At 43.4% G+C, this 13,053-nt stretch carries 13 protein-coding genes, 1 tRNA gene and 1 pseudogene; 10 read left to right on the forward strand and 5 right to left on the reverse strand.

Annotated elements, in window-relative coordinates; genetic code table 11:
* Positions 1–200 precede the first annotated feature (200 nt).
* Together H6G48_RS15130 and H6G48_RS27225 are read left to right on the forward strand one after the other, a co-directional pair.
* Positions 201–1,637, forward strand: coding sequence for a TM0106 family RecB-like putative nuclease (locus H6G48_RS15130; RefSeq protein ID WP_190722368.1), 1,437 nt, complete (start codon positions 201–203; stop codon positions 1,635–1,637).
* A 495-nt stretch (positions 1,638–2,132) separates the two neighbouring features.
* A complete protein-coding gene (locus H6G48_RS27225; RefSeq protein WP_045357690.1) occupies positions 2,133–2,375 on the forward strand; it encodes a hypothetical protein in 243 nt (80 codons plus the stop codon).
* 10 nt (positions 2,376–2,385) lie between these two features.
* Here H6G48_RS27225 and H6G48_RS15135 read toward each other — a convergent pair whose 3' ends face one another.
* On the reverse strand, positions 2,386–2,766 hold the full coding sequence (locus H6G48_RS15135) for a hypothetical protein (protein WP_147073966.1): 381 nt from the start codon (positions 2,764–2,766) through the stop codon (positions 2,386–2,388).
* 238 nt (positions 2,767–3,004) lie between these two features.
* Between H6G48_RS15135 and mtnB the strand changes: the two genes are divergently transcribed.
* The gene (mtnB, locus tag H6G48_RS15140; protein WP_061431084.1) at positions 3,005–3,622 is read left to right on the forward strand and encodes a methylthioribulose 1-phosphate dehydratase; all 618 of its coding nucleotides are present in this window, start codon (positions 3,005–3,007) and stop codon (positions 3,620–3,622) included.
* A gap of 48 nt (positions 3,623–3,670) precedes the next feature.
* Here mtnB and H6G48_RS15145 read toward each other — a convergent pair.
* Positions 3,671–3,741, reverse strand: a tRNA-Cys gene (locus H6G48_RS15145).
* Positions 3,742–3,875: 134 nt separating this feature from the next.
* Here H6G48_RS15145 and H6G48_RS15150 point away from each other — a divergent pair.
* From H6G48_RS15150 to H6G48_RS15170, 5 genes and pseudogenes are all read left to right on the forward strand, one after another.
* Positions 3,876–4,211, forward strand: a complete 336-nt coding sequence (locus tag H6G48_RS15150; RefSeq protein WP_043999175.1) for a hypothetical protein — start codon at positions 3,876–3,878, stop codon at positions 4,209–4,211.
* A gap of 268 nt (positions 4,212–4,479) precedes the next feature.
* Positions 4,480–5,403: pseudogene (locus tag H6G48_RS15155) on the forward strand (restriction endonuclease).
* A 75-nt stretch (positions 5,404–5,478) separates the two neighbouring features.
* Positions 5,479–6,060 (forward strand): phycobiliprotein lyase, encoded by a 582-nt coding sequence (locus tag H6G48_RS15160; RefSeq protein WP_190722369.1) that lies wholly within the window; start codon positions 5,479–5,481, stop codon positions 6,058–6,060.
* A complete protein-coding gene (locus H6G48_RS15165) occupies positions 6,050–6,310 on the forward strand; it encodes a hypothetical protein (RefSeq protein WP_190722374.1) in 261 nt (86 codons plus the stop codon). The genes H6G48_RS15160 and H6G48_RS15165 overlap by 11 nt, the downstream gene beginning before the upstream one ends.
* A gap of 116 nt (positions 6,311–6,426) precedes the next feature.
* Positions 6,427–7,179 (forward strand): phycobilisome rod-core linker polypeptide, encoded by a 753-nt coding sequence (locus H6G48_RS15170; RefSeq protein WP_002744197.1) that lies wholly within the window; start codon positions 6,427–6,429, stop codon positions 7,177–7,179.
* 89 nt (positions 7,180–7,268) lie between these two features.
* On the opposite strand, the gene mnmA is transcribed toward H6G48_RS15170, so the two are convergent.
* Positions 7,269–8,327, reverse strand: a complete 1,059-nt coding sequence (gene mnmA, locus H6G48_RS15175) for a tRNA 2-thiouridine(34) synthase MnmA (protein WP_190722370.1) — start codon at positions 8,325–8,327, stop codon at positions 7,269–7,271.
* Between the two features lie 102 nt (positions 8,328–8,429).
* On the opposite strand from mnmA, the gene H6G48_RS15180 reads away from it, so the two are divergent.
* The gene (locus H6G48_RS15180; protein WP_190722371.1) at positions 8,430–9,074 is read left to right on the forward strand and encodes a hypothetical protein; all 645 of its coding nucleotides are present in this window, start codon (positions 8,430–8,432) and stop codon (positions 9,072–9,074) included.
* A 1,281-nt stretch (positions 9,075–10,355) separates the two neighbouring features.
* Here H6G48_RS15180 and H6G48_RS26395 read toward each other — a convergent pair.
* Complete coding sequence (locus tag H6G48_RS26395) at positions 10,356–10,580, reverse strand: hypothetical protein (RefSeq protein ID WP_242034658.1); 225 nt, start codon at positions 10,578–10,580, stop codon at positions 10,356–10,358.
* Between H6G48_RS26395 and H6G48_RS15185 the strand changes: the two genes are divergently transcribed.
* Positions 10,542–11,354: an alpha/beta hydrolase gene (locus H6G48_RS15185; protein WP_242034657.1), complete on the forward strand. Its 813-nt coding sequence runs from the start codon at positions 10,542–10,544 to the stop codon at positions 11,352–11,354. The genes H6G48_RS26395 and H6G48_RS15185 overlap by 39 nt on opposite strands.
* 393 nt (positions 11,355–11,747) lie before the next feature.
* Here H6G48_RS15185 and H6G48_RS15190 read toward each other — a convergent pair whose 3' ends face one another.
* Positions 11,748–12,725, reverse strand: coding sequence for an alpha/beta fold hydrolase (locus H6G48_RS15190; protein ID WP_190722373.1), 978 nt, complete (start codon positions 12,723–12,725; stop codon positions 11,748–11,750).
* Between the last annotated feature and the right edge of the window lie 328 nt (positions 12,726–13,053).

Here is a 13,053-nt window from a genome sequence, read left to right on the forward strand (position 1 = left end):
GTTTTAGGGTTTTAGTTGAATTCCCCATTTCCCGACTTCCTGACGACCGACGGCTGAATTCTAGCGACGGATTAAGTCACAATTGTCACAATAGTATTAGAGTAGAGGAAACATACTTGGGAATGTTTTCTTTTTTTAAGTTTATTATTTTTTACTTTACCTCACTGGTCCAGGAAAGCTTAACTTTTCTCCTTGATAGAATGCTACTGACCGATGATCTACTTCTAGACTACCAACGTTGTCAACGCCGTGCATTTTTAAATCTCTACGGCAATAGCCAAGAAAAAGACCCTGAGCGAGATTTTTTGCTTAAATTGCGCCAAGAGAGTCAAAGTCACGTTAAAAAAGTCCTGCAAGACTCCTATCCCGATTATTGTTCCCTGACTACCCCCAGCACTGATATTTTGGCTGCCGCTAGGGAAACGGAAGCTTTGATGGGTCGGGGGGTATCCTGCATTTATCACGGAGTCCTTTTACAATCTGGCTATCCCGTCTCTTTAACCGGTTCCCCGCATTTATTAATTAAACAGGCAGGAGAGTCGAAATTTGGCGATTGGGTTTATTATCCCCTCAATATTCAACTCGGTCGCCGTCCTAAGCCTGAATATAAGATGCTGGCTACTTTTTACGCCTATTTATTGACCAGTATGCAGGGAGTTTTTCCCAATTACGCAGAAATTGTCCTACGTCGTCATAATCGCTATCGAGTGGAATTGAATCTCTGGTTAACTAAACTAGAGGAAATAATCAAAAAGTTCGGCGAAATGGTGATTAATCGCCAAGAACCAGAAGTTTTTATCTCGCGTCAGCGTTGCAGTTTATGCCATTGGTATAGTCACTGTTATGGTATTGCTCAAGCGAGTCAACATCTTTCTTTAGTCCCGGGGGTGACTCCTAGTCGTTACCAATTTTTACAGTCTTTGGGGGTTTCCACCATGGAATCCCTGGCGCTTACCTCTCCTACCCGTATGGGGGAGGGGATGGGGGTAGAGGTGGCTAATCAGTTACAATTACAGGCCCAAGCAATTATTGAAAATCGGGCCTTTCGCAAAAGCAACGGCAAAACTGCTTATTTGTCCCCCCTACCGAGGGCCGAGATTGAATTTTATTTTGACATCGAAGCAGAACCAGAACAAAATTTAGATTATCTTTTGGGGATTTTACGGGTTGATTATCGAGTTAATACCCAGCAATTTTATCCCTTTTTGGCAGAAAAGCCGGAAGATGAAGGCAGGATTTGGCAGGAATTTTTAACCTTAGTCATGCAGGATTATCAAGCCCCAATTTTTCACTTTTCTGAGTACGAAGTGGAAACAATTAAGCGATTGGGTTATCTTTATAAAACTCCTTCTTCTTTGATTAATCAGTTAGTTTCTCGCTGTTTTGATCTGCACTATCATGTAGTTAATTCGGTAACTTTTCCCGTGGAAAGTTATTCTTTAAAATCCCTCGCTAACTGGATTGGCTTTCAATGGCGCGATCGAGGAGTAAGCGGGGATCAATGCGTTTGGTGGTATGACCAGTGGTTAAAAACAGGAGATCGGACTTTATTGGCGGCTATTTTGCGTTACAATGAGGATGATTGTCGCGCCACCTTTATACTAAAAGATTGGCTTTTGACATACCCCACGCCGTAAACGGACGTGGATTCTTCTAGCATCACTGCTGTGAATTTATGGCTCAACGAGTCCACTTGAATTAGATTCCTGGCGAAATCCCACCCAGAGGTGGTTCTCTCCTCAGACTTTCGCTCCCTTACAGAAGCCTGTTTTCGTATGCCCTACGATACAGTTCAAAACCTCTAAAATAATTGGTTTCTCTGGTACTTGACGCTTAGAGCTTTTACCTATAGGAGCATTCCCCTATAGAACCCCATAACTCTAGTTTTCAAGGTGCGTTCATCCTGCGATGACTGGGTTTTTTAAGCGGTTGCTTACCCTGCCCGCTATTCTTAATATCATACATCAGATAAAGTCGCCCTAAAAGGGCGAGGCTTTAAACCCAATTTTTCGGTCAACTTTTTAATTTGATTCTAAAGATTTATGACAAATAGGGGGGTATGTAACATCTGCTACCCGTAGCCGTAAAGGGCAAATGATAGGCTATGGATGTGAAGACAGTCCCCTCACCCAATGGTGATCCCCATGTTCTCCCCACTTTTTCCGCTTCTACTCCTACTGCTTTCCTTCCTTAGTCTTCTCTGGTATCAAAAAACCGATAATGATATTTTTAAAGCCCTTGCCGTTAGTAGTTTAATTTTTGCAATTATTTGGGGCTTAATTCTCGTTCATTGGTCAATTCACCTGTTGGGACTGCTGTTATTGTTAAAATTCAGATCCCCCGCTTTCAGTTTGGTGCGCGTGCCTAGATGGTAATGGTTTGACCCTAATCTTCCAACTGTCCGGTAGGTACTTCGATCGCTTGTACATCGATCGTACCGGGAGGGGTGAGAATAATAAACTTACCCCCTGCCACTTTTAACGGTTCACCACAGTTAGGACATTGGCATTCTGTGCGATTAAAACCCGTAAATTCGTAGCTACAGACGGGACAGCTATCTTCAACTAAATTGCGTCGCAACCACCAGCGAAAAATCCCCCAAGCAATGACAGGGGAAAATATCAGGAATGCCACGAGAATTAAAAAACTATTGACTAACCAACCCAGTCCGATCGAGCCTAACAACAATCCGACTAAAATCAAAGATAATAAACAACCCAAACCAGAATCATTGACAGAATAGCTGCGGAAAAAGTTGTTATTCACGGCTCAACCCTCGATTCATCAAAGCTGCAATTATCTTTAACCTAACACATCCCTAACACATTTCCACGGTTAAATCTTCTTTTTTGCTCACCGGGTCCTCGCTCTCTTCTGCTTTGGGTTTAGTTTTGATCGAGATTATCCAGATTGACATCCTCATCAAATCTGCTGGCGAGTAGGTCGTCTGCTCGCTTCAACTTGTTATAATAGTCAGTCCCTATCCACCATATCTCTAAAAACCATGAGCGATCCTCGTCTATCTCTAGTTGCCGCTGCCGGAAGATTTTATCAACTGGGTTGGATGCTTGGCACGGCGGGTAATTTATCCGCTAAAGTTGATGATCATAGTTTTTGGATTACTGCCAGTGGCAAAAGTAAAGGTAAACTCACAGAACAGGATTTTGTGCGCGTGGATCTGACGGGAAAAGTCAGAGAATTAGCTCATCGAGATAATCGTCCTTCGGCCGAAACTAGCATTCATCAGGTGATTTATTGTCTCTTTCCCCAAGCGCAAGCTTGTTATCATGTCCACTCAGTGGAAGCGAATTTAGTTTCCCGTTTTGCTCGCGAGGACAAGTTATCGTTACCTCCCTTAGAAATGTTGAAAGGTTTAGGTATTTGGGTAGAAAATCCTCAAGTATTTATGCCGGTTTTTGCTAACTATCTCGATGTGCCGAAAATTGCCGCAGAAATAGAAAGTAGATTCTCAACTTTCCCCCCGGAAATTCCCGCTTTACTGATTTCTTACCATGGTGTGACGGTGTGGGGTGAGTCTCTAGAAACTACCGAGAATTATTTAGAGATAGTTGAGTATATTTTTCGTTATCTAGTGGCAGCCTATCAGGTAAAACCTTGGTAAACCTTAATTTAGACAAGGTAATAAAAGAAAGACTGCCGACATTTACCAAGGCGCCACCCAGATTCGAACTGGGGGTAAAGGTTTTGCAGACCTCTGCCTTACCACTTGGCGATGGCGCCGATCAAGCACTACTTATCCTAGCATAACAGTTGGCAGTTTGCCAAGACTGGAACCTAAGAGTTGAGCGATCGATCTATAATTTATGCAGCAGTTCTCTAATCTAGTGGGGGATTTCAGGCTTAAAAAAGCGATTATGATGATAAATAAAAGATATTTACTAACTTTTATCGGTTTATTGGCTTTATCCTTGCCAGTACAGGCTAATAATGCCGTTTACCTTAGCCAAAGTTCTAATCCTGCCACGACTTTCGACAGTTATCGTCAAGAATGTTTACAAAGAGCGCGCGCGGAGGGATTAGCTGCTGATGTGGCCAAAGACCTATGCGACTGCACGATTAAAAAATTCCAAGCTCGTTACAATCTACAGCAATTCCGCACCCTCGTGCAGAAGTCGAAAACCGATAAAGCTGCCGCTAGGACTTTAGCGAGTGTGGGAGAAGCTTGTTTTGATGAGATTTTGTATGAATAGCAGGGATAGGGGGTTTTTTAGCTATCACAAAAAAAGCTCTCCCTGCTCCGCAGCTCTGGCGCTCATAGACAGTCTTAACAAGTAATTTAGATAGTCAACAGCTTATTTTGGAGTATCAAGACGATTATCAATGGCGATAATTTCTCTCTCAAATTCTTTAGGAATGCCTCTCAATTATTCATAATTTTATGTGTATTATTATCTATCTAAATTCTTGGAGCTTGTTGCTGTATAATCGTAATGACTGACCCCGCTTTTCATCTGAACTATGCCTATTCCAGATTTTCAATCGATTATGTTGCCGCTATTAAAAATACTTGCAGATGGCAAAGTTTATAAATATCGAGAAATTTTTGAAGCCTTGGTCAGAGAGTTTCAAGTCACGGAAGCGGAAAGAAAAGAAATGCTTCCCAGTGGACAACAAGAAATTTTTGCTAATCGAGTCGGTTGAGCAAAAACCTATTTAAAGAAAGCGGGATTAATTGAGTCACCCCAAAGGGCAACTTTTGTAATTTCTGAGAAAGGAAAAGAAATCTTATCTCAAAATCTAGACCATATCGATACAAAATTTCTCAGGCAATTTCCTGAGTTTCAAGAATTTACTAGAGTCAATAAGCAAAATGAAACTATTACTCTTGAAAGCAATTTATCAACTTCTGATCAAGAACAAAACCCAGAGGAATTACTAGAAAACTCCTATCAAGAAATTCGTCAAGCATTAGCGACAGACTTACTTTCTATTCTGCGAAAATTATCCCCAGATGCTTTTGAAAAATTAGTAGTAGAATTACTGGTAAAAATGGGTTATGGTGGCTCGATTAGAGATGCAGGTAAAGCAGTGGGTAAGAGCGGTGATCAAGGGATTGATGGAATAATAAAAGAAGATAGACTCGGTTTAGATATAATCTATATTCAAGCCAAAAGATGGGCTGATAATAATGCCGTTGGTCGTCCAGAAATCCAGAAATTTGTCGGGGCATTAGCGGGACAAGGAGCCAAAAAAGGCATTTTTATCACTACTTCCTATTTTACCCAAGAAGCTTTAGAATATGCCCCCAGAAATGAGATAAAAATAGTGCTGATTGATGGGGAAGAATTAGGTCAATTGATGATCGATTATAACTTAGGTGTATCGACCAAAGAAATCTATGAAATCAAGAGAATCGATCATGATTATTTTGGGGATGAATGAGAGAGAGAGGGGGACAAGGGTTACAGAAAACCGCCATGGCGTTAAAATAGATGGAAAAAATAGAGGATAAAAACTATGGACGGGATGACCTTTTTTCAGAAAAGTGCGGGACAGTGGAAATCTCAGCGCACCACCCATCATTTACCCTTTCGACGCGCAGAAACCGGCGATTCCGAGATTTATGTGGAAGCTTTAAGCGCCGATAACCCGAAAATTATCGCTATCTGTGAAATGCACGAAGTGGATCCCGCCAAGGCGGTGGGGGGTGCCTTTGTCAGTTGGGATGGTTCGATGCAGTGGGACAAAGAAAACGAAAATCATCAAGGAACCACCGTTTTTGCGCTAATTCCCGACGAAGATAATCCCCAAGCTGGTGTTCTCCTGCGGGAGCGAGGTTATGCGGAAATCATTCCCGTGGCGGGCCGTTATCACATTGATGAACAGGAAGGTTTAGTCTTAATTACAGAATACGAAACTATGACCTCGATCGAGCGTTTTTGGTTTGCCGATACCGATTTACGTCTCCGCACTAGCACAGTTCAACGTTTTGGCGGTTTTAATACGGCCACTTTTTGTGCTGAATCCCGCAATCAGTCATCGGAGTCAGTCTCTGGTGATTCCCCCGAACCTTCATCCTATTCGATTAGTGGCTGGTAAATCTAGGAGACAGGAGACAGGAGACAGGAGACAGGAGACAGGAGACAGGAGACAGGAGACAGGAGACAGGAGACAGGAGACAGGAGACAGGAGACAGGAGACAGGAGACAGGAGACAGGAGACAGGAGATGGGGAAATGGGGAAATGGGGAAATGGGGAAACTCAACTAATACCCCAACACCCCCCGCAACGCGCACGCAGTGACCACCCCAACACCCAAAATCCCAACCCGCAACACCCCGGATGGTAAGCAAGTTTTCTTAACAATTGTAAGAATTTTTAATATTTCTTTTCTAGTTGGCACCTACTCCCTTATCATTAGGAGGAAAGTTTTTTAAGCATTTCTAAGGATACGGAGGTTTACCCTTGGCCATTCCTCTTTTAAATTACGCCCCCAAGTCCCAAAACGTGCGGGTAGCTGGTTATGATGTCGGTGGAGACGAAAAACCGAAAGTTTACACGACGGAAAATGTCCTCTCCCCTACCGACCTGGACGATTTAATCGAAGCCGCTTACCGTCAGATTTTCTTCCATGCCTTCAAATGGGATCGGGAACCCTTCCTCGAATCCCAATTACGCAATGGACAATTATCGGTGCGGGATTTCATTCGTGGTTTACTGTTATCGAAAACCTTCTATAACAGCTTCTACGAGAAAAACAGCAACTATCGCTTTGTCGAACAGGTAGTACAAAGAGTTCTCGGTCGCGATGTCTATAGCGAAAGAGAAAAAATTGCTTGGTCGATTGTCGTTGCCACCAAAGGTATTCAAGGTTTTGTCGATCAACTTCTCAACAGTGACGAGTATCTGCAAAGCTTTGGTTATGATACTGTTCCCTACCAACGTCGTCGCACCCTAGCCAGCCGCGAAATCGGTGAACGTCCATTCAACATCACCTCGCCTCGCTACGATGGCTACTATCGTGGTATTTTGGGCTTCCCCCAAATCGTTTGGCAGAATGCTGTCCGTCGCTATGTTCCCCAAGAGCAAAAACCCAAAGCCGGCGATCCTTCCAGCTTCTTGGCTATGGCCCGGGGTCTCGGTAGCGCCAAAGGCAATCCTGTACCAAGAGTCTCCGCTATGAATATTAACATCGAGGCTTCTGTACCCCGTCGTTAATTTTTAGCTCAACCTGCTGGGGAGAGTCCCTAATTGGCAGAATGACCCCCGAACCATAATCAGGTTATTTTGTGAATTGGTGGCTCTCCCTATGGGGTGGCTCCTGAAATAATCCCCCCACCGAGAACGATTTCCCCTTCATAAATCACGGCTGCCTGGCCCGGGGTGATGCTAAATTGTGGTTCATCGAAAACCAGCTTCACTTGCTCATTTTCTAGGGGAATAACATTGACGGGAACGGCCGGAGAACGATAACGGACCTGTACTTGCGCGCGGATAGGGGTGGTAGGTTCAGCAATAGAAACCCAGTTCATCCGTCCGACAAGACAATCGGCACTAACGGCACTTTCGCGATTACCGACGATAACCCGATTCATGACGGGATCGAGTTTTACCACATAGAGAGGTTCGGCGGCGGCGATGCCGATGCCTTTGCGTTGTCCGATCGTATAATGATGGATACCGCTATGTTTACCCAAAACTTTGCCATCGAGATCGACGATATCGCCCTCACTAACGGCGATATACTTATCCAAGAACGAGCGCATAGTTCCATGAGCTTCAATCAAGCATAAATCCTGACTATCGGGTTTATCTGCTGTTTTTAAGCCGAATTCCTGGGCAATCCTGCGGGTTTCTGCCTTGGTTTGTTCGCCCAAGGGAAATAAAGTCCCACGCAGTACATCTTGAGTTAGATCATAGAGAAAATAGGATTGATCTTTATTTTTATCGACGGCGCGCAGCAGTTGATAACGGTTATTTTCGGGAGAAAAACGAATTCTAGCGTAGTGACCAGTGGCAATAGTATCCGCTTCTAAGGTTTCCCTAGCATAATGCAGCATCGGGCTAAATTTTACCGCTTTATTGCACTGAGAACAGGGCAGCGGTGTGATTCCCGCTTCGTAACCGGAAACCAGATAATCAATAATTTCTTTTTGGAAAAGCTCGCGACTATCGACGATATGATGGGGAACCCCCAACTGCTCACAAATAAAGGCCGCATCTACCATACCCTCGGAGCAGCATTGACCTTTACCCTTCATTAACCACAGGGTCAAGCCAATAACATCATAACCTTGAGCGTGTAAGGCGGCAGCGGCAACAGAGCTATCTACTCCCCCCGATAGACCGACAACAACTTTTCCCATAAATCTTGTAATGATTTTTAACCAATATACTTTCTAGACTAGCATCTCCTACTTTAAAATTTGGACATGGTGTACCCAAATTTCGTGTGAGGACAAACCAGCATGATGAGAACAAACCTACTGTTTTTCTCGGGCCTATTTTGGTTAAAAGTCGGGATAATCGCTCAAGGAACGCTACTGCTAAAAGCAAACTTATCTTTTGCCCAGAATCTTTATCCCGGTCGTCGTTTGCCCCCACCGCCGGCGGTGAGACAACCAACTAAACGTTCAGACAGTCCCAGTGCTGTTAATTGTTCCCAATGTTCACCCTTAAATTTACCCCCGGTTAATTCTCCTTCAGTTCGTCCTCTGGTGGCGGACCCAGTTTCCGGTAATCAACCCCTGAGAGAATACGTTTTTCAAGCTCCCGCTACCGTGCGTCCCGCCGATGCTACGGTGATTAATAATCATCCTCGTCCAACTGTCAATCCACCGGCACCCAGACCTGAAAATCGCGCCAATAAACCCCCTTCTCCCCCACCACAGCAGCGGGTTATTGCGACTAATCAACTCTTTCGGGTTGAAGTTCAGAGTAATAGTGCAGCAGCGTTGGCAAAAATTAAAGAAATTGAACCCCTCGCATTTATCCGCGCGGGAGAAAATGTTATTCAAGCGGGGTTATTTCAGCAACAATACCAAGCTAAACAACGGTTACAAGAGTTAACTAAACAGGGTTTTAGCGCCCAGATTATTACCCTCAATAATTAGGGTTTGCGGCAAAAAGTCTGTTGGTGGGGTTAGGAGTCAGGAGTCAGTAGCCGGTAGCCGGTCGTCAGTAGTCAGGAGAATTAAGAATGAACGATAGCTTCATGCCTATTTTTCCTATTTTTGAACTCTCAAAAGTTAATTAGGCAATAAGTCTCTAGGATTTCAGCTAATCTCGATCGAATCTCTTGCCTCTCGTCCATCCTAACCAAGAAGTTAATTTTATCCTATTAACTCACCGTTCGCTCATTTCTCGGCTCTTCTAGGTTCTGTGTGATAAGTTTTACTTACATAGGATCGATCAATCTTTGTGTCCTTTGTGTCTTTGTGGTTCGTTCCACCCCCTCGCTAGGATGAAGGTATCTTAGAATACATTTTACCCACCAAACCCAAGAGAGCTATTTCTCGAACCGAAAATTTGGTAAATTGTCTCAAATGCAGTCTAGCAAGCGCATTGATTGTTCTACTCGGATATTTTTTAGTACAAAAAGACCATTTTGAGGTTAACGAATTGATTAGGGTTTGAGCGAACCCATTGGCGATCGCACTTTCGTCACTGTTCTACTTACCTTATTTGCTAAAAAGCATACAGTATAAAGGTAAAAGCAATTTTAAAACCCTTGCCTTAAAAAATTAAGCGAACAATGAGTCAGTAGTTCAACAAGCTCACTAACATGAACGCTCGGTCGAACGCTGATCTCACGGCCAAAGCCTGCTCGTGGTGTAAAATATTTGTAGGAACTAGACAAAGGAGTATTTGAAGCTAACACTTCAATTCAAGCAAATTTTGTAGAAATACAACTATCGTAGGGCATACGAAAAGTAACGCTTAGGGAGAGAACCACATCTGGATTGGATAACGCAAGGCATCTAATTTAAGTGGACTCGTTGAACTAAGAATCCCTCGCTTTTAGTGACGGGAGTGCCAAATGACCATACAAATGGTCGCTGACCCTGACGCACGATGGAGACATAAACCCTAACACCAAAGTTGGCAAAACTACCCGCGCAAAGGGGAAGTAAAATTGTTAGACAACCCGATGTGTAACTAAAAACTACAGAATCAAGGTTCCCGAGGATGCTTTATCTGTGCTGATTTCTGAGAGCCTTGTAAATCAAGACTAAAAATATAGTTGAACAGGGGATTAGACAGGGAAAAGAGGAGGGGCAATGGGCTAAAGTGGTTTAGCCTATCCTGTTCCCAAAAAACCGAAGAAAATATGGAGATTTTGGATGACGACGATTTACTTTGCTACAAACCGCAACCTGGTTACCTCAAATGATTTAGAGGCGGGTTTTGACTTCGGGAGTACCTTTAGTCAGGATGGACTGGCTAACTTGCGTTTTGGAAAAGCCGAGGTAACGGGTGAGAACTTTTCTCAGTATCAAATCCAAGTTGCCCCAGAAAATCTGCTGGGTGATCCGCCCGTTTTGGGCAGTCAGGCGATTGCCCTGCAAGTCCGCAAACAGATGAGCGAGAATGCGGAAGATACATTGATCTTCATTCACGGCTTCAACGTTTCATTTCGGAGCGCTCTAACGGCTGCGGCTCAACTGCACCAAGTGTTGACTGCCAGAGACCCTGGCGATACCGAGCCTCCCCTCAAATTGAATATATGTTTGTTTTCCTGGCCTTCAGACGGTGCGCTTCTGTTTTCCGATCCGAGAGCCGCCAATGCGATCGCTTACAAGAATGATCGCCTGGATGCTGCCGCTTCTGGGGCGGCATTTGCCCGCGGCTTCCTCAAAGTTGCCGATTTCATTAATCAGACTGAGGCGCGGTGCCAACAGAGACTTCATCTCACTGCCCACAGCATGGGCAATTATGTCTTGCGCCATGCTCTACAGGAATTGAAAAGGCAAGTCGGCAACCAACTGCCCAGACTGTTCGATCAGGTTCTGATGATGGCAGCCGATGAGGATGATGATGCTTTCGATCTCGACTACAAATTGTTGTCTCTGTCCCGGATCACCCGCCGGACAAGTGTCTATTTCAACCGCAACGACCTCGCTCTTTGGGCCAGTGATAAGCTTAAGGGTAATACCGCCCGTCTGGGGACAGATGGTCCAATCCAGCCGCGACAACTTCCTCGCAATGTCTATCCGATCGATTGTACCCGCGTGGTATCTAGTTTTACAGATCCTTCAGAGCATGGCTATTATCTGAATGTCCCCCGCGTTGTCAGGGATATGCGTCTAGTGCTACGCAATCAAATTCCCCCCGATGAAATTCCAGGTCGGAAATACGTCGCTGAAACTAATCGCTATCGACTCCTAGAATGAGTCAGGTTTAATTTACTGCTCTAAAATGCAAACGCCTATCACAAAGGTTTTAAAGTGATTGGGAGATTTGACTTTATCTTAGCGTCAGCAGAAGTCCCATACTCCGCAGTCTAAGTGTCACAACTCATTGTTCGCTTAATTTTTTAAGGGAAGGGTTTTAAAATTGCTGTTACCTTTATACTGTATGCTTTTTAGCGAATAAGGTAGGTAGAACAGTGTCGGGAGTGCGATCTCCAATTGGCTCGCTCAAACCCCAATCAATTCGTTAACCTCAAAATGGTCTTTTTGTACTAACAAATATCCGAGTAGAACACTCAATGCGTTTGCTAGACTGCATTTAAGACAATTTACCAAATTTTCGGTTCGAGAAATTAGCGAACGGTGAGTAATTACTTAGCACACAGAGTTAATTTTGTCAAGCAAAATTCTCACCGCATCGATGATCACATCCGGTTGATCCATCCAGACAAAATGACTACTTTTATCCGCTTGTATTTGCAGAAAATCTCCGGATAACTTGCCTAATTCCAGGTGCATCTCCTCCCGGAGTCGGTTGGCACTTTTTAGGGGAATAAAGCGAGTCCAAAGGGAGGGTTTAAAAAAAGAATTAGCTTTAATACTAACTATCGGTAAATTACCGAAATTGTTAGCCTCACTCACCTGACGAGCGCTTTGGTCGAGATTAAACATTTCTCTACTCATCGTCATCCAGTGTTTAGCGCGACAGAAAGAACGCTTAACTCGATGACAAGAATCTGGGGAAAAGCGACGTAATTCTGGTTTTAATAATTCAAAAACTCCTAGAACTCTCAAAACTCGGATAATGCCTAAAATTGAGCCGATAATCGACATCCAAAATCCGGAGATGAAAAATAATTTTAATGCCTTTAATGCTGGCGACATTTTCAGCATTCCTTTCTCGTGTAAACCATCAGTGAGTACCAAACCTACTACTTTTTCTGGGAAGAGATGAGCATACAGTCGAGCATTATAACTGCCAAAAGAATCACCAATTAAAATATAAGGTGGTTCTATTTTTGCCTGGGTTAGTAATTGATCTAATTCCTGAACAATTTGGTAGCTAGTTCGCGGATATGGACTAGAATCGCTCCAACCATAACCCGCTCGATCATAAATACAAACCCTAGCTAATTGTGACAATTCTTCTATCAAAAAATATCCCTCAATTCCTCCTAAACTATGGTCAATAATAATAGTGGGACTAGCCGTTCCCGCTAGACAAAAATGTAGGCGATATTTACCCAGATTAATCAAATGACCCGGCGGTGCTTTTTGTTCTTCTAACCAAACAGATAACGTCTGATAAACTGTCGTCGCTACTAGGATAATTACTCGAATTGATAAAGACATAACTACACCTCTTGTAACAATCAAAAATCTTCCTTTAGGTGAGGATTCAGGAGCCGGTCGTCAGGAGAATTAAGAATGAGCATTAATCAATTAAATGCTCTATTTAGGAATTTTATGCAATTTTATGTCTATTTTTCTCATTTTTGCACTCTCAAAAATTAATTATGCCTGAACTTCCCCCGTATAAACATACTAGCTATGGCTAAAAGTCTTAAAGAGCCTGAGTTAAAGCAATATAATACTAATGGACTACTGGACACAAAATCCTGAATTCCTTACGCAGATAGGGTTTGAGGCAAAATTTTTTAAATTTGACCTTTCGACCATT

Origin of the sequence: Microcystis flos-aquae FACHB-1344 (genome assembly GCF_014698375.1) — a bacterium.
Taxonomy (GTDB): Bacteria; Cyanobacteriota; Cyanobacteriia; order Cyanobacteriales; family Microcystaceae; genus Microcystis; species Microcystis aeruginosa.

What these genes read in the sequence shown, in the direction of transcription:
- mnmA (WP_190722370.1), bottom strand. Translation starts at nt 8,327, where the DNA reads ATGGGAAAAGTTGTTGTCGGTCTATCGGGGGGAGTAGATAGCTCTGTT.
- H6G48_RS27225 (WP_045357690.1), top strand. Translation starts at nt 2,133, where the DNA reads ATGGTGATCCCCATGTTCTCCCCACTTTTTCCGCTTCTACTCCTACTG.
- H6G48_RS15160 (WP_190722369.1), top strand. Translation starts at nt 5,479, where the DNA reads ATGGACGGGATGACCTTTTTTCAGAAAAGTGCGGGACAGTGGAAATCT.
- mtnB (WP_061431084.1), top strand. Translation starts at nt 3,005, where the DNA reads ATGAGCGATCCTCGTCTATCTCTAGTTGCCGCTGCCGGAAGATTTTAT.
- H6G48_RS15190 (WP_190722373.1), bottom strand. Translation starts at nt 12,725, where the DNA reads ATGTCTTTATCAATTCGAGTAATTATCCTAGTAGCGACGACAGTTTAT.
- H6G48_RS15185 (WP_242034657.1), top strand. Translation starts at nt 10,542, where the DNA reads ATGAGCGAGAATGCGGAAGATACATTGATCTTCATTCACGGCTTCAAC.
- H6G48_RS15180 (WP_190722371.1), top strand. Translation starts at nt 8,430, where the DNA reads ATGATGAGAACAAACCTACTGTTTTTCTCGGGCCTATTTTGGTTAAAA.
- H6G48_RS15130 (WP_190722368.1), top strand. Translation starts at nt 201, where the DNA reads ATGCTACTGACCGATGATCTACTTCTAGACTACCAACGTTGTCAACGC.
- H6G48_RS15150 (WP_043999175.1), top strand. Translation starts at nt 3,876, where the DNA reads ATGATGATAAATAAAAGATATTTACTAACTTTTATCGGTTTATTGGCT.